The sequence below is a fragment of the Curvibacter sp. Hmag1.1 genome, from assembly GCF_059769165.1.
The window spans coordinates 2,519,002-2,538,540 of the sequence record NZ_JBMBGX010000002.1; the positions used below are offsets into that span (position 1 = coordinate 2,519,002).

The following is a 19,539-nucleotide window of genomic DNA, read 5'->3' on the forward strand; positions in this document are numbered from 1 at the left end:
ATGTGGATGCAGGCAACTCTGCAAAAAGATCTATCTTTTGTATTTCTTAATGAGGCGGGCACATTAAGTTCCCCTGATTCGTGGAATGACCCAGCGCATTCGAAACTGTGGCTCTATAACCTGCACTACTTTAATGATTTGTCTGCCATAGGCGCGCAAGATCGGCGCGATGATCTGGCGCGCCTTGTAAGCCGTTGGATTAAAGAGAATCCATCTCCCAGGGGTAATGGCTGGGAGCCCTATCCAACATCTTTACGTATTGTGAACTGGATTAAATGGGGGAGCACCCAACCTGATTTGGTTGAGCAGCATTGGAATGCAAGCCTCGCTGATCAGGCATATGCATTAAGCCAGCGTTTGGAGTTTCATATCCTTGGTAACCATCTCTTTGCAAACGCAAAAGCGTTGATATTTGCGGGTGCTTGGTTTCAGGGCGAGCTTGCCGAACGATGGATGAGTGCTGGACTGAAGATCTTGGAAAGAGAAATATTGGAGCAATTCTTGCCGGATGGCTCGCATTTTGAGTTGTCTCCGATGTATCACGCGACGATGACGTGGGATCTTTGTGACCTCTTAATGCTCGCCCGACTTAGCAACTTGACAGTGCTTACTACTCAAGTCTCAAAATGGAAGCGGGTATTGAAGCAAGCAATGGTTTGGTTAAACTTCATGACACATCCGGATGGGGAAGTGGCATTTTTTAATGATAGTGCAATGGGAGCTGCTCCTCGATATGCGGATTTGAAGCACTACGCCGAGCTCTTCCTGGATGTGGAAGTCAAAGAAAGAAGTGTTTCAGACTTTGATTTATTTTATGCGAAGAGTAGTGGCTATTGTCAAATCACTGCGGGACCGGCAGCATTATTTATCGATGTCGCAGATGTTGGGCCAAAATATTTACCAGGACATGCGCATGCAGATACCTTGAGTTTCGAGCTAAGCCTTCATGGGCAGCGCTTGTTTGTTAACTCAGGAATATCTGTCTATGGTGAAGGTTCTTTACGCAGATATCAGCGTAGCACCCCCGCACATAATACTGTGGTGATTAATGGTGAAGACTCCTCTGAGACATGGGCAGGGTTTCGAGTGGCGCGAAGAGCGCAACCAATTAATATAAAAATCCAGAAGTATGAAAATTCGATTCAAATCGAAGCAGCTCACAATGGATACCTTAGATTGCCAGGGAAAAATATACATCACCGCTGTTGGATGGTCACGAAAAATACCTTGAAAATTGCTGATTCAATAGAAGGTAAATTCAACCACGCTCTTGCATTCTTCCACCTGCATCCTTCCGTGGAAGCAGAAGTGCTCGACGGTGAAGGTCAAGTACTAGAGTTGCGTGTTTCAAACGGCCACGTGGCTCGAATGAAGGTGCGTGGTGGAGCGGTGTCTATTGGCGCCGGATACTGGTATCCGGAATTTGGATTGAAATTAGAAAATAAGCACGTAATATTGAATGCGCAAGACGCAAGTTTTTCCATTGAGATTTCTTGGGATGAAAGATTTTGAATATTCTTGTCTTTAGTTTTTACTTTTCACCTGATCTTTGTGCGGGGGCATTTCGTGCAGAGGCTTTGGTTCGAGCATTGAGTGATCGCTTCCCGTCAGCAAAAATCACAATACTTACGACCAAGCCAAATAGGTATCAGAGCTTTATTTTGGAAGCTTTAGAAGAAGAAAGCGATGGGAACAAAAGAATCATTCGATTTCCATTGCCCGCACACAAAAGTGGAATGCTTGATCAGTCAAAAGCATTTATCAGCTACTACTTGGCGTGTATACGAGCAACAAAAGCGAAAAAATATGATCTGGTGATTGGAACTTCTTCCAGGCTAATGACGGCAGTCCTGGCTGCGAAGGTCGCAATATCTATGAGAGCTTGCTTGTATTTGGATATACGAGATTTATTTGTCGATACGATTGGCGATGTTTTACCTAAATATTTTGCGAATTTAGCCAAGCCGTTTTTTTCAATGATGGAGAGTTACGCATTTAATGCAGCCAATCATATAAATTTGGTATCGAGGGGGTTTGAGGCGTACATCAAACAGCGTTATCCCAAGCAAAAACTGTCTTTCTTTACTAATGGGATTGACTCGGATTTCCTGATGCCAATGGTTGGCAAGGAAAGTGGGCTCTCCGTAAAAAAGTCTGATTTTATAACGGTGCTCTATGCCGGAAACGTTGGGGATGGTCAAGGCTTGCATCTTATAGTGCCCCTACTTGCAAGGGAACTTGAAGATAAGGTCCGCTTTCGAATCATTGGAGATGGTGGAAGGTTGATTGAGTTGAAAGCCGCATTGGATTCTTTCGGAGTAAAGAATGTTCAGCTTGTGTCGCCGATGCCTAGATATGAGCTGTTGCGGGAATATGCTGAAGCGGATGTGCTCTTTCTCCATTTAAATGACTATGATGCTTTTCGCAAAGTTCTTCCATCAAAAATTTTCGAATACGGGGCTAGTGGAAAACCAATCTGGGCAGGAGTCTCTGGATATGCCTCTGACTTTATTTGCAGAGAAATTGACAATTCGGCAGTTTTTACTCCCTGCGATTGGGTTGGTGGTTTAGCAGCTTTTCAGAAGTTAACATTAGCCACAATAGCCCGGCCTGATTTTGTCAGTAAATTTGATCGAATCGATGTCATGTCACAAATGGCAGGTGATATTCAAGATGTTTATCTGAGGCGCAAGCAATGAATCTGCTTGTGACTGGTGCGACTGGGTTTGTTGGTAGGGTGTTGATTGACGCCCTAGCCTCAAAGGCCGGTGATTGGAATATCTCTGGTGTTGTGCGAGATAACAGCAAGGTGCTCCATGACCGCGCGCGTCCGGTTTTTATCTCTCAGATAAACGGAAAGACTGATTGGTCGAACGCTCTGCTTGGTTGCGACTGCGTTATTCATTTGGCTGCCCGCGTTCATGTCATGCGCGATGAAGTGTCTGATCCGTTGAGTGCGTATCGGGAGGTTAACGTAGCAGGTACGACCCATTTGGCGCAACAGGCGGCGGCATCCGGAGTTCGCCGATTTGTGTTTCTCAGTTCAATTAAAGTAAACGGAGAGGTGAGTCAGCCAGGCAAGCCGTTTACTTCGAATGATTTGCCTGCTCCTAAAGACCCATACGGGATTTCAAAAATGGAGGCGGAGCAGGAGTTGCGAAAAATTGCGACTCAAACGGGCATGGAAGTCGTCATTATTAGGCCGCCCCTGGTGTATGGAGTTGGAGTGGGGGCAAATTTTTTAGCTTTGATGAAATTGGTGTCATTGGGCATCCCGCTCCCATTCCGGAAGGTAGAAGGTTTGAGGAGTTTTGTGTCAGTAGGGAATTTGGTTGATTTGATCATCCGTTGTATCGAGTCACCTAAGGCTGCAAACAAGACGTTGTTGGTCAGCGACGGAGTCGATATATCTGTGGCCGAATTGATCAATAAAATAGCGTCCGCTTCAAAGCGAAAATCTAGGATGTTCTCCGTGCCAGTTTTTGCTCTAAGGAAAATGGGAAAGCTATTGGGATTTGGTGGTCAGATCTCCCGTATTTGTGATTCGCTGCAGGTTGATATAAATGAAACACGACTGCTATTGGATTGGGCGCCTCAGAGAAAAATCGAGGAGGTATTAGACGAAATGATTTCGGAGTCCCATTGAATGAAAAGGCTTGTAGATTTGTTGCTCGTCTTAATTGCGACAGCGCTCTTTTCATTGCCTTTTTTGGTTGTGGCAGTTGCGGTGCGCATGTCGTCAAAAGGCCCAATTCTCTATTGGTCCGATCGAGTCGGGGCTGATAATTTGATATTTCGGATGCCGAAGTTTCGAAGTATGAAGGTTGACACTCCGGAGTTGGCTAGTGATCTGCTACCAAATGCCCAAAGCTATTTGACGCCGATAGGTGGTTTCCTGCGTCGCAGTAGTTTGGATGAATTGCCGCAACTTTGGTGTATTCTTCGTGGCGAAATGAGCTTTGTAGGTCCGCGACCGGCACTCTTTAATCAAAAAGATCTCATTGCGTTGCGTACGAGATATGGCGTCCAAAAAGTACTTCCTGGTTTAACTGGTTGGGCGCAGGTCAATGGACGTGATGATCTACCGTTGGAAATTAAGGTTCAATTCGATTCTGAGTATTTGGAAAGACGCAGCTTGACGTTTGACTTTTGGATTATCATACTTACCGTGTTAAAGGTGGTGCGTCGCGAAGGTGTGTCGCATTGAAAATTGTTAACTCAGTGCTAAGGAGTTTTTGATGAGTAATCTAGTGGACATCCAAAGTCAAATTGAGAAGTTGCAGAAGCAGGCAAATGAAATCAAGGCGAAAGAGTTTAGCAACACCGTACAAGATATTCTTGTAAAGATGAATGCTTTTGGAATTACAGTTAAGGATCTGCAAAATGCCAAGCTGATCAAGGGTTCCAAGCCGAATGCGAGCGCAAGAACAGCATTGAAGTCTAAGGTGCAAAGAAGCCCCAAGAAGACAGGGGCCCCAGTAGCCCCCAAGTTTCGTGGCCCCAACGGGGAGACATGGTCGGGCCGAGGATTGACGCCCAAGTGGTTGTCTGCGCTGATATCGTCGGGTCAGCCTAAGGAAGCTTTTGCCATAAATGCACAGTAAAGTACTCGCTTGGTCGCGTTCGGCCAAGCGACTGATTGTCATTGCACTCGATGTAGTTTTGGCAATACTGTCAACGTGGGTGGCTTACTCGCTCAGGTTAGATGTTCTGCACCGACCCGCTGAAGCTCAATGGTGGGTCTACGGTATTGCGCCGGTATTGGCGATTCCCATCTTCATTCGATTCGGCTTGTACCGCGCGATCTTCAGGTATACCGGTCAGGCTGCATTGATTGCGACGGGTAAAGCGGTCGCTCTGTATGCGCTCGTCCTGTCCGCGCTGTTAATGTGGTACCAGTGGCCTATGGTGCCGCGCAGTTTGGGTTTGCTTCAGCCGCTGGTGTTTCTGGTTCTGGTCGGCGCCAGCCGCGCGTTTGCGCGTTTCTGGCTGGCCGAAATGGATGCAAGGGCTCGCGGCTCATCAGGTCGATTGCTGATTTATGGCGCAGGCAATGCCGGTGCGCAAACCGCTGCGGCTTTGGGTGTGGCGCGCCAATATGAGTTAGTCGGTTTCGTTGACGATGACGACACCATGGCCGGGCGCAGCTTGAATGGCCTTCCGGTCCACTCCGCAAAGGTCTTATCTCATCTGGTCTCGGCAGAGGCGATCACAGATATTTTGCTCGCTATGCCGAACGCGCCGCGTGAGCGGCGGAACCAGATCATCGCAGCGCTTGACGGGATGCCGGTGCATGTGCGCACGCTTCCAAGCATGTCCGATCTCGCCAGCGGGAAAGTGACGGTTCAGGATATTCGGGAACTCGATATCGAAGATTTGTTGGGCAGGGACCCTGTTCCTCCGTCTGAAGAGCTGTTGAACCGCGAGTTGAATGGCAAAGTCGTCCTCGTAAGCGGCGCGGGTGGGAGCATCGGCTCGGAGCTTGCGCGTCAGATTTGTTCGCAAATGCCGGCCAAATTGATCTTGCTGGATCACAATGAGTTCGGCTTGTATTCAATTCATCAAGAGCTTTCTACGATTAGTTCAGAGATCGGAGCCTCATTAGAGTTGGTTCCTCTTTTGGGCAGCGTTGCGAATGAGGAGCGATTGCGTGACGTGCTGTCCACTTACGTGCCCTCGGTGGTTTATCACGCGGCCGCCTACAAGCACGTCCCAATGGTCGAGGACAACCCCGGTGAAGGGGTGCGCAACAACATCTTTGGCACCTTGAATCTCGCGCGTGCGGCTGCTGCTGCGGGTGTGAAGCGTTTTGTACTCATCAGTACGGACAAAGCGGTTCGCCCCACCAACGTGATGGGCGCAACCAAGCGCGTGGCTGAATTGGTGCTGCAGGCCTTGGCGGCAAACAACCCGGAAACCTGCTTTTCCATGGTCCGCTTTGGCAATGTGTTGGGCTCCAGCGGCAGCGTAGTGCCCCTATTCCGCAAACAGCTGGCCGAAGGAGGCCCGCTCACAGTGACCCATGAAGAGGTAACCCGCTATTTCATGACCATTCCGGAGGCGGCTCAGTTGGTGTTGCAAGCCGGCGCCATGGGGCAGGGCGGTGATGTGTTTGTGCTGGATATGGGGCAGCCTGTGAAAATCATGGACCTGGCCAGGCGCATGATTCAACTCTCAGGGCTTTCTGTCCGGGATGGAGCACATCCGGATGGCGATATTGAAATTGCCGTAACGGGATTGCGTACCGGTGAAAAGCTCTATGAAGAGCTGCTGATAGGCGACAACCCGCAATCGACGGAACACCCCCGAATCATGAAGGCGCATGAGCCTTATGTGCCCTGGGAACAACTCAAGCCGGAGCTCGATACGCTGTATGTGGCTGCAGAACGTAACGATGTGGTCGCCATCAAGGCGTTTATGCAAAAGCACGTTCAGGGCTACCAGCCGGCCTGATACCGAGGCCGGGATTGCCTGTGCACACATGCGGCACAATTTGGGCCTGAACACTTTCCCCGACTTATCCCCCATTGGGTGCCCTCCATGACAGACGCTACGACCGCCACCACCATCGCCCCGTTCGATCAAGCCCAAATTCTGGCCCGTGCCTTGCCGTATATCCGCAAGTTCCACGGCAAGACCATGGTGATCAAGTATGGTGGCAATGCCATGACTGACCCCGCCTTACAAAAGGCCTTCGCAGAGGATGTGGTGTTGCTCAAGTTGGTGGGCATCAACCCCGTCGTTGTGCATGGCGGCGGCCCCCAGATTGAAGGTTTGTTGAAGCGCTTGGGCAAAAAAGGGGAGTTCATCCAGGGCATGCGCGTTACCGATCCCGAAACCATGGAAGTGGTCGAGTGGGTCTTGGGTGGTGAGGTGCAGCAGGACATCGTCGGGCTGATCAATCAGGCCGGCGGCAAGGCCGTGGGTTTGACAGGCCGTGACGGCGCCATGATCCGAGCCCAAAAGCTCAAGATGGTGGATAGCGCGGACCCGAGCAAAGAACATGACGTCGGCCAAGTGGGCGATATCGTCAGCGTTGATCCCAGCGTGGTGAAGGCCCTGCAGGATGACGCCTTTATTCCCGTGGTCAGCCCCATCGGTTTTGGGGAAAACAACGAGAGTTACAACATCAATGCCGACGTGGTGGCAGCCAAGCTGGCCACGGTGTTGCAGGCAGAAAAGCTCATGATGCTGACCAACATCAGCGGCGTGTTGGACAAGCAAGGCGTCCTGATGACAGACCTGACCGCAAAACGCATTGACGAACTGTTTGCCGACGGCACGATCAGCGGCGGCATGCTGCCCAAGATTGCCGGCGCACTGGATGCAGCCAAGAGTGGCGTGAACTCGGTGCACATCATTGACGGCCGTGTTCCGCACGTGCTGCTTCTGGAGATTCTGACTGATCAGGCCTTTGGCACCATGATCCGGTCGCAGTAATCCATTCGCTATCTATTTTGTAGCTACTCGCGCATAACGGTAGTGCGCCAGAGAGGGTTTTGATGCGACTCCTGTTGGTTGAAGACGATGTGATGGTGGCCAGTGGCATCAAGTTGGGCTTGACCGATGCCGGTTATGCCGTGGATTGGGTGGGTAGCGCAGAGCGTGCGCTCGAAGTCACCCAGACGGAGTCCTTTGATGTGGCGGTGGTGGACATCGGGCTGCCGCATATGGATGGCTTGGCCTTGACCCGTTCCCTGCGCAAAAACGGTCAGACCATGCCGGTGCTGATCCTCACAGCGCGAGATGCTTTGCAGGACCGCGTTCAGGGTCTTGACATGGGGGCAGATGACTACATGGTCAAACCCTTCGAGCTGCCTGAGCTGCTGGCCCGCTTGCGTGCACTTTTGCGCCGCTCGCAGGCTGCTACCTCTTCGATCTTGAGCTTTGGCCCCCTGGAGCTGGATACTGCCCAGCGCGTGGCCTGTATCCGTGGTGAGGGACAGATTGCAACCCCCTTGGAGTTGGGCCCCCGCGAATGGACCGTAATGGAATACCTGCTCCTGCAAGCGCCCAAGCCCGCCAACAAGGACAAGCTTTTGCAAGCACTCACAGGCTGGGACAAAGAAATCACTCCGAATGCCGTGGAGGTGTACATCTCCCGGCTGCGCGGCAAATTGGAGCCACATGGCGTGGCGCTTCGGTCCATTCGCGGGTTCGGTTACCGCCTGGAACTCATCGCAGCCTGAATGGTCAACGCCGGCATGTCCACCGGTTTGCAGCGGCGCCTGTTGCTTCTGCTCTTGTTGCCGTTGTTTGTACTGGCTTTGTTGAACGCGTGGTTTGACTACCGCTCTGCAGACAGCGCCGCGCTGCAACAAGACAGTCAGCTCCTCAGCCTGGTGCCTTTGTTGGCTGACTCCATCGTCGCCCGGGGCGATACGGCGGCCGCGGTTCCTGTATTGCTCACCGCACCACCTGTGGAAGAGTTTTTGAACAGTCGTCCGGGCGCTGCGGCAATTGCCGTCGCTGGCTTGGATGGTGTGGTGCGCGTGGGAGCAGAGTGGCTTTCAGGGGCCCCACCCACGACTAAAGAACCCGCATTTTCCAGTGAAGAGTTTGAGGGGGTGACTTACCGCATCGTCAGCCAGCGGGTACAGACCGTGGCGGGTGAATTGGTGGTTCGCTTGGCTGATGGTTCGGACCCCCGTCAGCAATGGCTGCGCTTGCTCGCGTTGAAGGTGGTGCTGCCGAATCTGGTGCTCGCCTTCGCCGGTTTTTTTGCAGTGCGTTGGGCAGTGGGCACCGCACTGCGTCCACTACTGGAACTGCGGGATGCTTTGGAGCGGCGCTCCCCGCGCGACCTGTCGGCCCTGGACCCGGACGCTTCGCCCGATGAGGTGAGGCCGTTGGTGGTGTCCTTGAACCGGCTGTTCGGTCTGGTGAATGCCCAGGCCGAAAGCCAGGCCCGTTTCGTAGCGGATGCGGCGCACCAACTGCGTACGCCGCTAGCCGGACTACAGGCCCAGGTAGAAGCCTGGGCCCAAGCGGTTGATGCCCAGACTTCCGATAAGAATACGGTATCAGCGCCCGCCGGCTCTGCGCAAGCAGCTATTACTTTAGGAGCGGACCAAGTCTTGCGCTTGCGCCACGCTGCCCGCCGGACGTCCCAGCTTGCCAACCAGTTGCTGGCCCTCTCAAGGGCTGATGCGCGCAGCGCCAATGTGCAGCCGTTGCAACGCATCGATCTGCAGCAACTGTGCGAGGCGGTACTGGAGTCGCAACTGGACGCGGCGATGGACAAAAACATAGACTTGGGGCTCGATGCCAGCCCGGTGCACATCAGCGGGCAAGAGTGGTTGTTGCGCGAATTGCTGGTGAATCTGGTCGATAACGCGATCAAGTACACGCCCTCAGGCGGGCACGTCACCATCCGCTGCGGCCAGGGGCGCTATGCGTTCCTGGAGGTGGAAGATGACGGCCCCGGCGTGCCGCAGGCAGAACATCAACGTGTCCTGGAACGCTTCTACCGGGTTGCGGGTACGGCCGTGGAGGGGAATGGATTGGGGCTTGCGATTGCCAATGAAATTGCGCTGGTCCATCGCAGTCAGCTGGAGCTCAAGCCCGGTGGGGCGGGGCGGGGTCTGTGTGTAGGGCTGCGATTCCCCCCGGCCTGAAATTCAAGGTGGCCTGCTGGCGTGTGCGAAAATTTGAGTGGCCACTAACTTCAACGTTCTGCAGAGCAACCTATGTCTGACTCCACGGCTGCCCCGACCGACGCCCCTGACACCTCGGCTCAACCCGACGACGCGGCGCCCGCGCGCAAGCGGCCCAAGCCGGGTGAGCGCCGGGTTCAGATCCTCCAAATGCTCGCGACCATGTTGGAGCAGCCCGGGGGGGAACGCATTACCACCGCTGCACTGGCCGCGCGTCTGGAGGTGAGTGAAGCTGCGCTTTACCGCCATTTTGCGAGCAAGGCCCAGATGTTCGAGGGACTGATTGACTTCATCGAGCAAACTGTTTTTTCACTGATCAATCAGATCGTCGAGAAAGAGGCTGCTGACGTCGGCCCCGCAACCGGCACGCGTCAGGCAAGCCGGATCGCAGGCATGTTGGTGCAGTTTGCAGAAAAGAACCCCGGCATGACCCGCGTCATGGTGGGCGATGCCCTGGTGTTGGAGCACGAGCGCCTGCAGCAACGCATGAACGCGCTGTTCGACAAAGTGGAGTCCACCATCAAGCAGTGCCTGCGCGATGCGGCCTTGCATACGCCCGCATCCGGGCCCAGGCCGGACCCGCAAGTGCAAGCCGCGGCCGTGGTGGCTTTTGTGGCCGGGCGCTTGCAGCGCTATGCCCGTTCCGGATTCAAGCGCTCGCCCTCGGAACACCTGGAGCCGGCACTTGCCCTCATCCTCGGGTAAACCCTAGATTTCCTTAGAAGTGACCCTCTAGAGGGGGCGGATACTTCACAGCACTCGGTGAAATGCTGCAAAATAGCACGGTCGTTCTATTTTGGATGGTATTTCGCTTATGTCGTCTGTCGCTGAAAACGCTCTAGAAGCTGTGCCTGCAGAGGCTGGTGCCAAACGCGCACCCGCACGCCGCGCCATGCAAAAAGGGCAGCAAACCAAAGCGGCCATTGTGGAAGCTGCGCTGGGCCTTGCGACCCAGATCGGTCTCGAAGGCCTGAGCATCGGTGCGCTGGCGGAAGTCACGCAGATGAGTAAGTCCGGCGTGTTTGCGCACTTCGGCTCCCGCGAGGAAATGCAAATCTCCGTGATCCGCGAATACTTCAACCGCTTTGAGCAGGAAGTCTTTTATCCAGCACTGCATGCGGACCGCGGACTGCCACGCGTGGAAGCTTTGTTCGGCAATTGGATGAAGCGCGTCGCCGTCGAAATCCAGTCCGGTTGCATTTTCATCAGCGGCGCCGTCGAATTCGATGACCGCCCGGGCCCGGTGCGCGACGCTCTGGCCTCTTCCGTGCAAACCTGGCTCAGCGCCCTGTACCGCGCCGTCGTGCTGGCCAAGCAATGCGGCCACCTGCGTCCGGAAGCAGATGAACAGCAGATGGCCTTTGAAATCCACGGCCTCATCCTGGCCCTGCACTACGAAGCCCGTTTCCTCAAAAACCCCGGTTCTATCGAGCGCGCGAACCGTGGTTTTTCCAACATCCTTGCGCGCTACGCAATCACCTCCGTGTAAGCGCCACAACCCATCTTCACCCCCAGTTACCTAGGAGAACTCAACATGCCCACCTATACCCCCCCGATCCGTGACATGCAGTTTGTGATGCACGAAGTGCTCAAAGTGGCGGATGACTTGAAACAAATCCCCAAGCACGCGGACATCGATGCAGACACCATTAACGCGGTGTTGGAAGAAGGCGGCAAGTTCGCTGCGGAAGTGGCATTCCCCCTGAACATCAGCGGTGACACCGAAGGTTGCACGATCGACCAGACCACCCACAAGGTCACCACCCCCAAGGGCTTCAAAGAAGCTTATCGCCAGTACATCGACGGCGGTTGGGCAGCACTGGCCTGCGACCCTGAGTACGGCGGACAAGGCCTGCCCTATGTGGTTAACGGCATGTTCTACGAAATGCTCAACAGCGCCAACCAGGCCTGGACTATGTACCCCGGTCTGACCCACGGCGCGTATGCCGCGCTGGAAACACACGGCACCCCTGAGCAAAAAGCCACCTACCTGCCCAAGATGACCAGCGGCGAGTGGACTGGCACCATGTGCCTGACCGAGCCTCATTGCGGTACCGATTTGGGTCTGATGCGCACCAAGGCTGAGCCTCAGGCCGACGGCACCTACAAAATCACCGGCAACAAGATCTTCATCAGCGCCGGCGAACACGACATGACCGACAACATCATTCACTTGGTGTTGGCCCGCTTGCCCGATGCGCCTCCCGGCATCAAAGGCATCAGCCTGTTCATCGTGCCTAAGTTCCATGTGAATGCAGACGGCTCCCTGGGCGAGCGCAATGGCATTTACTGTGGCGGCCTGGAGCACAAAATGGGCATCCATGGCAATGCCACCTGCCAGATGGTCCTGGAAAACGCCGTAGGCACCATGGTCGGCCAGGCCAACAAGGGCATGCAAGGCATGTTCGTGATGATGAATGCCGCGCGCCTGGGCGTAGGCAACCAGTCCTTGGGCCTCACCGAAGTCGCATTCCAGAACGCCTTGGCCTACGCCAAAGACCGCATCCAGATGCGCAGCCTCTCCGGTACCAAGGCCAAAGACAAGCCCGCGGACCCGATCATCGTGCACCCCGACGTGCGCAAGATGTTGATGACTGCTCGTGCCTACGCTGACGGCGGTCGTGCCTTGCAGGTCTACTGCTCCATGCTGCTGGAAAAAGAGCACAACCACCCCGATGAAAAGGTGCGCAAAGACGCAGGCGAAATGCTCGCTTTGCTGACCCCGATTGCCAAAGCTTTCCTGACCGACAACGGCCACATTGCTACCAACGCCTGCATGCAGGTCTTCGGCGGCCACGGCTTCATCAAGGAATGGGGCATGGAGCAGTTTGTGCGCGACAACCGCATCAATATGATCTATGAGGGCACCAACACCATCCAGTCTTTGGACTTGCTGGGCCGCAAGGTTTTGGGCAACAACGGTGCCACCCTCAAGAAGTTCGGCAAACTGGTCGGCGTGCTGGTGGCCGAAGAAGGCGTGAACGAAAAGATGGCTGAATTCATCACCCCGATCGCCATCCTGGGCGAGCAGATGACCAAGTTCACCACCGAAGTCGGCTTCAAGGGTTTCCAGAACCCCGATGAAGTGGGCGCCGCTGCTGTGGATTACCTGCGCGTGGCAGGTCACTTGGTGTTCGGCTACTTCTTTGCCCGTATGGCCCAGGTGGCGCTGCGTGAAATTGCGGCCGGTAGCACCGACCCGTTCTATACCGCCAAGCTGCAGACCGCACGCTTCTACTTCGCCAAGCTGTTCCCCGAGACCGCGACCCTGATGCGCACAGCCCGCACCGGTTCCAAAGTTTTGATGGACACCGACGCCGCCTTGGCTTAAAAAAGTACTGCGTTTCCCCTTCCACTTTTTAACGACAGGAGACTTTCATGATTCGCAACACGCTCGTAATTGCTCTCAGCCTGACAGCTACCGCCGCCATGGCGCAAATGAGTCCCGTGGGGCTCTGGCGCCAGGTGGACGACAAAACCGGTCTGGCCAAGTCGGAGATCCGGATTGTTGAAGAGAACGGCGTAGTCATTGCGCGCATCGAAAAGCGCCTAGACCCCGCTGCCAAGCCGGACGACAAGTGCGATGAATGCAAGGACGACCGCAAGGGCAAGCCCATCGTGGGTCTTGAGATCATCCGCGGAGTCAAGAAAGTGGAAGGCAAAGACGTATGGGATGGCGGCAAGATCCTGGACCCTGCTGAGGGCAAGGAATACAACGCCCGCCTGACCCCCATCGAGGGTGGCAAAAAACTGGAGATGCGCGGTTCCATCGCCTTCTTCGGCCGAACCCAAACCTGGACCCGTATCCAGTAATCATTTCAGGAAAAACTATGTCCCGCTTCCAAGTCCGTAAAGTCGCTGTGCTCGGTGCCGGCGTCATGGGTGCGCAAATTGCGGCCCATCTCGTCAACGTCAAAGTGCCGGTGGTGCTGTTTGACCTGCCGGCCAAAGAAGGCCCCAAGAATGGCATCGTCACCCGTGCCATTGAGAACCTCAAGAAGCTCAAGCCCGCCCCTCTGGGCGTGGTGGATGACGCTGGCTTGATCGGTCAGGCCAACTACGAAGAACACCTCGAACAGCTGCGCGACTGCGACCTCATCATCGAGGCCATCGCAGAGCGCATGGACTGGAAGCTGGACCTCTACAAAAAGATCGCGCCCTTCATCGGTCCCAACACGATTGTTGCGTCCAACACGTCCGGCCTGTCGATCACCAAACTGTCGGAAGCGCTGCCTGAAGAAATCAAGCCCCGTTTCTGCGGTATCCACTTCTTCAACCCGCCCCGCTACATGGCGCTGGTGGAGTTGATCAACACCCCCACCACAGAAGCCCACTACCTCGATGCGCTCGAAGGCTTCGTGACCAGCACCCTGGGCAAGGGCGTGGTGCGTGCCAAGGACTCCCCGAACTTCATCGCCAACCGCGTCGGTATCGCCGGCATGCTGGCCACCATGAAGGAAGTGGAAAACTTCGGCCTCACCTACGACGTGGTCGATGACCTGACCGGCAAAAAGCTGGGTCGCGCATCCTCCGGCACGTTCCGCACTGCGGACGTGGTCGGCCTGGACACCATGGCCCACGTGATTAAGACGCTGCAGGACACACTCAGCATCGAGACGGACCCCTTCTACGATAGTTTTGCCACCCCCGTGGTGCTGAAGACCCTGTTGGAGATGGGCAACCTGGGCCAGAAGTCCAAAGCCGGCTTCTTCAAGAAAGTCGGCCGCGATGTGCTGCGCTTCGATGGAGAAAGCAAGGAATACGTGGCCGGCGGCGAAAAGGCCGACGAGGTCTACGCCCGCATGCTCAAGAAGCCAGCTGCCGAGCGCCTGAAGCTCTTGCGCAATGCCGAAGGCAAGCAGGGTCAGTTCCTGTGGGCCATCCTGCGCAACAGCTTCCACTACGCTGCCATTCACCTGGCGTCCATAGCCGACAACGCCCGCGATGTGGACTTTTGCATGCGCTGGGGCTTCGGCATGAAGCAAGGCCCGTTCGAGCTCTGGCAAGAGGCCGGTTGGCTCGAAGTGGCCCACATGGTTCAAGAAGATATAGCCGCCGGCAAGGCCCTGTGCAAAGCACCTCTGCCCGAGTGGGTGTTCAAAGGCCCCGTGGCCGATGCCGGTGGTGTGCACACCGCTGCAGGCTCCTGGAACCCCACCACAGGCACCTTTGTGCCGGTACGCAAGCTGCCCGTGTACGAGCGCCAGCACTTCCCCGAGAGCGTGCTAGGTTCCAATGCGCCCAAGGCCGAGACCGCTGGCAAGACAATCTTTGAAGACGAGTCCATCCGCCTGTGGACGCTGGACGAGCAAGTGCTGGTTGCCAGCATCAAGACCAAGATGCACGCCATCGGTGGCGGTGTGATTGAAGGCCTGCTGCAAGCCCAGGAGCTGGCCGAGAAGGAATACCAAGGCTTGGTGATCTGGTCGCCGGACGAAATGTTCTCTGCCGGTGCCGACCTGCAAGGCATGATGCCCGCCTTCATGATCGGTGGCGCAAAAGCCATCGAAGGCGCAGAAGCCGAGCTGCAAAACGCCATGCTCAAGCTGCGCTACTCCAACGTGCCCGTCATTTCCGCCATTCGCGGTTTGGCGCTGGGCGGTGGTTGCGAGCTGGCCATCTACTCCAGCAAGCGCGTGGCGGCGATGGAAAGCTACATCGGCTTGGTGGAAGTCGGCGTGGGCCTGGTGCCCGGTGCCGGCGGCTTGACCTACATCGCACGCCGCGCTGCAGAGAACATGGCACTGTCCACCTCCAAGGACGTGCTGCCTTTCCTGACCGAAGGCTTCACCGCTGCGGCTATGGCCAAGGTGGGCACTAGCGCGCTCGAAAGCCGCAAGCTGGGTTACCTGCTGGACAGCGATGTGGTCGTGGCGCACAAAGACGAGCTCTTGTTTGTGGCCATCAACGAGGCCAAGGCTTTGTACACCTCCGGCTACCGTGCACCGCACAAGCGCAGCTTCCCCGTGGCCGGTCGCAGTGGCATTGCCACCATCCGTGCCCAGCTGGTCAACATGCGCGACGGTGGCTTCATCAGCGCGCACGATTTCCATATCGGCTTGCTGATTGCAGAGGTGGTGTGTGGCGGCCAAGTGGATGCCGGCACCCTGGTGACGGAGGAATACCTCATGGCCATGGAACGCAAGGCCTTCTGCAGCCTGCTGACCCACCCCAAGACGCAAGAACGCATCATGGGCATGATGTCCACCGGCAAGCCGGTGCGTAACTGATTGGCGCCATGACTACGCTCGCTGCCCACGCATCGACTGCCCGGCCCAACCGCTTGGCGCGCTCGGTCGCCAAGCTGGACCGCGTACCTGCGGCCCTGCGCCCCTGGCTGCGCAACAAGGTCATGGGCCGAGCAGTGCCTTTCACCGGCACCGCAGGTCTGGACTTTGCGCACATGGCGCCTGAGCGTGTGGAAATTGCCGTGGCCAATGTGCGCCGCGTGCAAAACCACATTCAGGGTGTGCATGCCGCTGCCATGGCATTGCTGGCTGAAACGGCTACCGGCATTGTGGTGGGCATGAATGTGCGGGACGACTGCCTGCCCCTGGCCAAGACCATGCGCATCGACTTCAAACGACGTGCCCAGGGCGCCATGCGCGCAGTGGCCACCTTGTCGGATGCGCAGCGCCAGCTCATGCAGCAAAGCGACAAGGGCGAGGTCAGCGTGCCGGTGCTGGTCAGCGACGAATCGGGCGAACAGCCCATTCAATGTGAATTCATCTGGGCGTGGATACCCACCCCGAAAAAATAAAGGAGTTTCCTCATGAAACAAGTCCAAGACGCTTACATCGTTGCCGCCACGCGCACGCCTATCGGGCGTTCCGGCCGCGGCTATTTCCGCAACACCCGCCCTGACGAGTTGCTGGTGTCGGCGCTGCGCAGCGCCATGTTGCAAGTCCCTACCCTGGACCCCAAGGCGATTGAAGACGCCATCATCGGCTGCTCCTTCCCCGAAGGCGAGCAGGGTATGAACATGGCCCGTGTGGCTGTGGGCCTGGCCTTTGACCACCCTGTAGGCGGCATCACCGTCAACCGCTTCTGCGCATCCGGCATCTCCGCTATCCAGATGGCTGCTGACCGCATCCGTGTGGGCGAGGCTGATGTGCTGATCGCTGGTGGCGCCGAGTCGATGAGCATGGTGCCCATGGGCGGCGGCAAGCCCTCATTCAATCCCGAAGTATTTGCCCGCGACGAAAACGTTGGCATCGCTTACGGCATGGGTCTGACCGCTGAGAAAGTGGCTCAGCAATGGAAGGTCTCCCGCGAACAGCAAGACGCCTTCGCCCTTGAATCCCACCAGCGTGCCATCAAGGCACAGCAGGCGGGTGAATTCACCAATGAAATCACACCCATCGATGTGATCGAGCGTACGCCCAACTTGGCTACTGGCGAGGTCACCACCAAAACCCGCACCGTGAACCTGGACGAAGGCCCTCGCCCCGATACCTCCATCGAAGGCCTGGCCAAGCTCAAGCCTGTGTTTGCGGCACGCGGTAGCGTGACGGCCGGCAACAGCTCGCAGACCAGCGATGGTGCAGGTGCACTGATTCTGGCCAGCGAAAAAGCGGTCAAGCAATTCGGCCTGACACCACTCGCCCGTTTTGTGAGCTTTGCGGCCCGTGGCGTGCCACCCGAAATCATGGGTATCGGCCCGATCGAAGCGATTCCTGCCGCATTGCGCTATGCGGGTCTGCAGCACTCGGACATTGACTGGTTCGAACTGAACGAAGCCTTTGCGGCCCAGTCGCTGGCGGTCATCAACACGCTGGGTCTGGACCCCTCCAAGGTCAACCCCATGGGCGGTGCGATTGCGCTGGGTCACCCGCTGGGTGCTACCGGTGCCATCCGTGCAGCCACGGTGGTGCACGCGCTGCGCCGCCACAACCTGAAATACGGCATGGTCACCATGTGCGTAGGGACCGGGCAGGGCGCTGCCGGCATCTTTGAACGCGTGTAACGCGCGTCACACCAAGGCCACCTTCGGGTGGCCTTTTGCATGGGGCTGTATGCTCCGCAGCCATCTGGAGATCGCGTGAATGAGTACCCACGTTTTTGATGAAGCCATTGCGCTGCAGGCGCAGCCGGATGGCAGCTGGACAGGCCACACCCACCCGGCCTACGCCAATATGGTGGGGCCGTTTGGCGGCATCACTGCGGCACAGGCGCTGAACGGTGTATTGCAGCACCCCGAGCGATTGGGCGACCCGGTGTCACTGACGGTGAATTTTTGCGCGGCGCTGGCTGACGGCCCCTTCACCGTCATTGCGCGTGCGGCCCGCACCAATCGGTCGACCCAGCACTGGACCATCGAGATCCAGCAGGGCGATGCGATTGTCATGACCGGCACGGCGGTGACCGCCGTGCGACGTGAGACCTGGGGTGTGGACGAAGAACCCATGCCCCTGTGCCCGCCACCCGCCGAAGTACCGCCGCCGCAGGTCATGGCGCCCATGGAGTTTGTGAAGCGTTATGAGCAGCTCCCGGTGACCGGCCAGCTGCCTGCCGTGTGGGATGGCAGCGGCCACAGCAGCCTCACGCAAATCTGGGTGCGGGACAACCCGCCTCGCCCCCTGGACTTTGCGTCGCTGGCTTGCATCTCCGATGTATTCTTTCCCCGGGTGTTCATCCGCCGGGCCACCCACGTGCCTGTGGGCACCGTGTCATTGACGGTGTACTTCCACGCCAGCACCGAGCAACTGGCCCAGACCGGCACCGGTTACCTGTTGGGGCAGGCGCAAGCACAGGCCTTCCGCAATGGCTTTTTTGACCAAAGCAGCCAGCTCTGGAACGAAGCCGGCGTGCTGCTGGTGACCACGCACCAGATCGTCTATTACAAACAGTGATCCAATCACGCATCCCTTTTTGAGCGAGCGACCATGCAAGACATCCTGATCCACACCGACGCCGGCATCACCACCATCACTCTGAACCGGGTCGAAAAGAAAAACTCTTTTACCCAGGCCATGTACGCCGCCTGCGCAGATGCATTGGACGCTGCGCGTGACGATGCTGCCGTGCGCGTGGTGGTGTTCCAGGGCGACGCCACGGTGTTCAGCGCCGGCAACGACATCGGCGACTTTCTGGGCGCGCCGCCCAAGGCGCAGGACGCACCGGTGTTCCGCTTCTTGCGGGCTCTGGCGGCCTTCCCCAAGCCCATCGTTGCGGCGGTATGCGGCCCGGCAGTGGGCATCGGCACCACCATGCTGTTCCATTGCGATCTGGTCTACGCCGGTGACAACGCCGCTTTCTCCATGCCCTTTGTGAATCTGGGTTTGTGCCCCGAGGCGGCGTCCAGCCTTCTGGTGCCCCAGATGATGGGTTACCACCGCGCCGCCGAGGCCTTGCTCATGGGCGAGCCCTTCATGGCCGAAGCCGCCCTGGAAGTCGGGCTAGCGAACCGCGTGGTACCGCCCACTGAAGCCAATGCGGTGGCCCAGGCCCAGGCCCGCAAGCTGGCCGCCAAGCCCATCGCCTCGCTGATCGAAACCAAGCGCCTGCTCAAAAAAGGCCAGCTGGCTGATGTGCTGGCCCGCATCGACGAAGAAGCCGTGAGCTTCGGCCGCATGCTGGGTGAGCCTTCTGCCAAAGAGGCGTTCACCGCGTTTATGGAAAAACGCAAGCCAGACTTCAGCAGGGTCTGAAGGCTGTATCCGAAGGATGCGCACGAAGTGCGGGCTTGCGTTTTCGTCAAAAGCGTAAACCCGACTTCAGCAAAGTCTGAAGTCGACAGCCGAAGGCTGCACGCGGAGCGTGGTTTACGCTTTCGCTAAAAAAGAAAGCCCGACTTCAGCAAGGTCTGACTTTCACGTGTTTTGGGCTGCTAGCGCTCGTTCCATATGCGCGAGCAGCTCCTGAAATAATAGCAATTTGAAGG

The 19,539-nt window shown here is 56.7% G+C and carries 18 protein-coding genes; all 18 read left to right on the forward strand.

What is annotated here, in order from left to right; all coding sequences use genetic code 11:
* The 18 genes from ACOAP0_RS12560 (at position 1) to ACOAP0_RS12645 (ending at position 19,306) form a co-directional block, all read left to right on the forward strand.
* Positions 1–1,512, forward strand: a complete 1,512-nt coding sequence (locus tag ACOAP0_RS12560; RefSeq protein ID WP_498376674.1) for a heparinase II/III family protein — start codon at positions 1–3, stop codon at positions 1,510–1,512.
* A complete protein-coding gene (locus ACOAP0_RS12565; protein ID WP_498376675.1) occupies positions 1,509–2,699 on the forward strand; it encodes a glycosyltransferase family 4 protein in 1,191 nt (396 codons plus the stop codon). Before ACOAP0_RS12560 ends, ACOAP0_RS12565 begins: the two co-directional genes overlap by 4 nt.
* Entirely contained in the window at positions 2,696–3,646 is a 951-nt protein-coding gene (locus ACOAP0_RS12570) for a UDP-glucose 4-epimerase family protein (protein WP_498376676.1), read from the forward strand. The genes ACOAP0_RS12565 and ACOAP0_RS12570 overlap by 4 nt, the downstream gene beginning before the upstream one ends.
* Positions 3,647–4,207 (forward strand): sugar transferase, encoded by a 561-nt coding sequence (locus ACOAP0_RS12575; RefSeq protein WP_498376677.1) that lies wholly within the window; start codon positions 3,647–3,649, stop codon positions 4,205–4,207.
* Between the two features lie 31 nt (positions 4,208–4,238).
* The gene (locus tag ACOAP0_RS12580; protein ID WP_498376678.1) at positions 4,239–4,604 is read left to right on the forward strand and encodes an H-NS histone family protein; all 366 of its coding nucleotides are present in this window, start codon (positions 4,239–4,241) and stop codon (positions 4,602–4,604) included.
* Entirely contained in the window at positions 4,594–6,453 is a 1,860-nt protein-coding gene (locus tag ACOAP0_RS12585) for a polysaccharide biosynthesis protein (RefSeq protein ID WP_498376679.1), read from the forward strand. The genes ACOAP0_RS12580 and ACOAP0_RS12585 overlap by 11 nt, the downstream gene beginning before the upstream one ends.
* A gap of 87 nt (positions 6,454–6,540) precedes the next feature.
* Positions 6,541–7,440, forward strand: coding sequence for an acetylglutamate kinase (gene argB / locus ACOAP0_RS12590; protein ID WP_087496228.1), 900 nt, complete (start codon positions 6,541–6,543; stop codon positions 7,438–7,440).
* 62 nt (positions 7,441–7,502) lie between these two features.
* Entirely contained in the window at positions 7,503–8,189 is a 687-nt protein-coding gene (locus ACOAP0_RS12595) for a response regulator (protein WP_498376680.1), read from the forward strand.
* Between the two features lie 15 nt (positions 8,190–8,204).
* Positions 8,205–9,617, forward strand: coding sequence for a sensor histidine kinase (locus ACOAP0_RS12600; protein ID WP_498377778.1), 1,413 nt, complete (start codon positions 8,205–8,207; stop codon positions 9,615–9,617).
* Positions 9,618–9,689: 72 nt separating this feature from the next.
* The gene (gene slmA / locus ACOAP0_RS12605; protein WP_498376681.1) at positions 9,690–10,361 is read left to right on the forward strand and encodes a nucleoid occlusion factor SlmA; all 672 of its coding nucleotides are present in this window, start codon (positions 9,690–9,692) and stop codon (positions 10,359–10,361) included.
* Positions 10,362–10,548: 187 nt separating this feature from the next.
* On the forward strand, positions 10,549–11,145 hold the full coding sequence (locus ACOAP0_RS12610; protein WP_428984496.1) for a TetR/AcrR family transcriptional regulator: 597 nt from the start codon (positions 10,549–10,551) through the stop codon (positions 11,143–11,145).
* Positions 11,146–11,190: 45 nt separating this feature from the next.
* Positions 11,191–12,987 carry an acyl-CoA dehydrogenase C-terminal domain-containing protein gene (locus ACOAP0_RS12615; protein WP_087496232.1) on the forward strand — a complete coding sequence of 599 codons (1,797 nt, stop codon included), beginning with the start codon at positions 11,191–11,193 and terminating at the stop codon, positions 12,985–12,987.
* Positions 12,988–13,034: 47 nt separating this feature from the next.
* Positions 13,035–13,469, forward strand: a complete 435-nt coding sequence (locus ACOAP0_RS12620) for a DUF2147 domain-containing protein (protein ID WP_087496233.1) — start codon at positions 13,035–13,037, stop codon at positions 13,467–13,469.
* A 17-nt stretch (positions 13,470–13,486) separates the two neighbouring features.
* Positions 13,487–15,886 carry a 3-hydroxyacyl-CoA dehydrogenase/enoyl-CoA hydratase family protein gene (locus tag ACOAP0_RS12625; protein ID WP_498376682.1) on the forward strand — a complete coding sequence of 800 codons (2,400 nt, stop codon included), beginning with the start codon at positions 13,487–13,489 and terminating at the stop codon, positions 15,884–15,886.
* Positions 15,887–15,894: 8 nt separating this feature from the next.
* The gene (locus ACOAP0_RS12630) at positions 15,895–16,416 is read left to right on the forward strand and encodes a DUF4442 domain-containing protein (protein ID WP_498376683.1); all 522 of its coding nucleotides are present in this window, start codon (positions 15,895–15,897) and stop codon (positions 16,414–16,416) included.
* Positions 16,417–16,428: 12 nt separating this feature from the next.
* Positions 16,429–17,622, forward strand: coding sequence for an acetyl-CoA C-acyltransferase (locus tag ACOAP0_RS12635; protein ID WP_498376684.1), 1,194 nt, complete (start codon positions 16,429–16,431; stop codon positions 17,620–17,622).
* A 79-nt stretch (positions 17,623–17,701) separates the two neighbouring features.
* Positions 17,702–18,508: an acyl-CoA thioesterase gene (locus tag ACOAP0_RS12640; protein ID WP_498376685.1), complete on the forward strand. Its 807-nt coding sequence runs from the start codon at positions 17,702–17,704 to the stop codon at positions 18,506–18,508.
* 33 nt (positions 18,509–18,541) lie between these two features.
* A complete protein-coding gene (locus ACOAP0_RS12645) occupies positions 18,542–19,306 on the forward strand; it encodes an enoyl-CoA hydratase (RefSeq protein WP_498376686.1) in 765 nt (254 codons plus the stop codon).
* Positions 19,307–19,539: the final 233 nt, after the last annotated feature.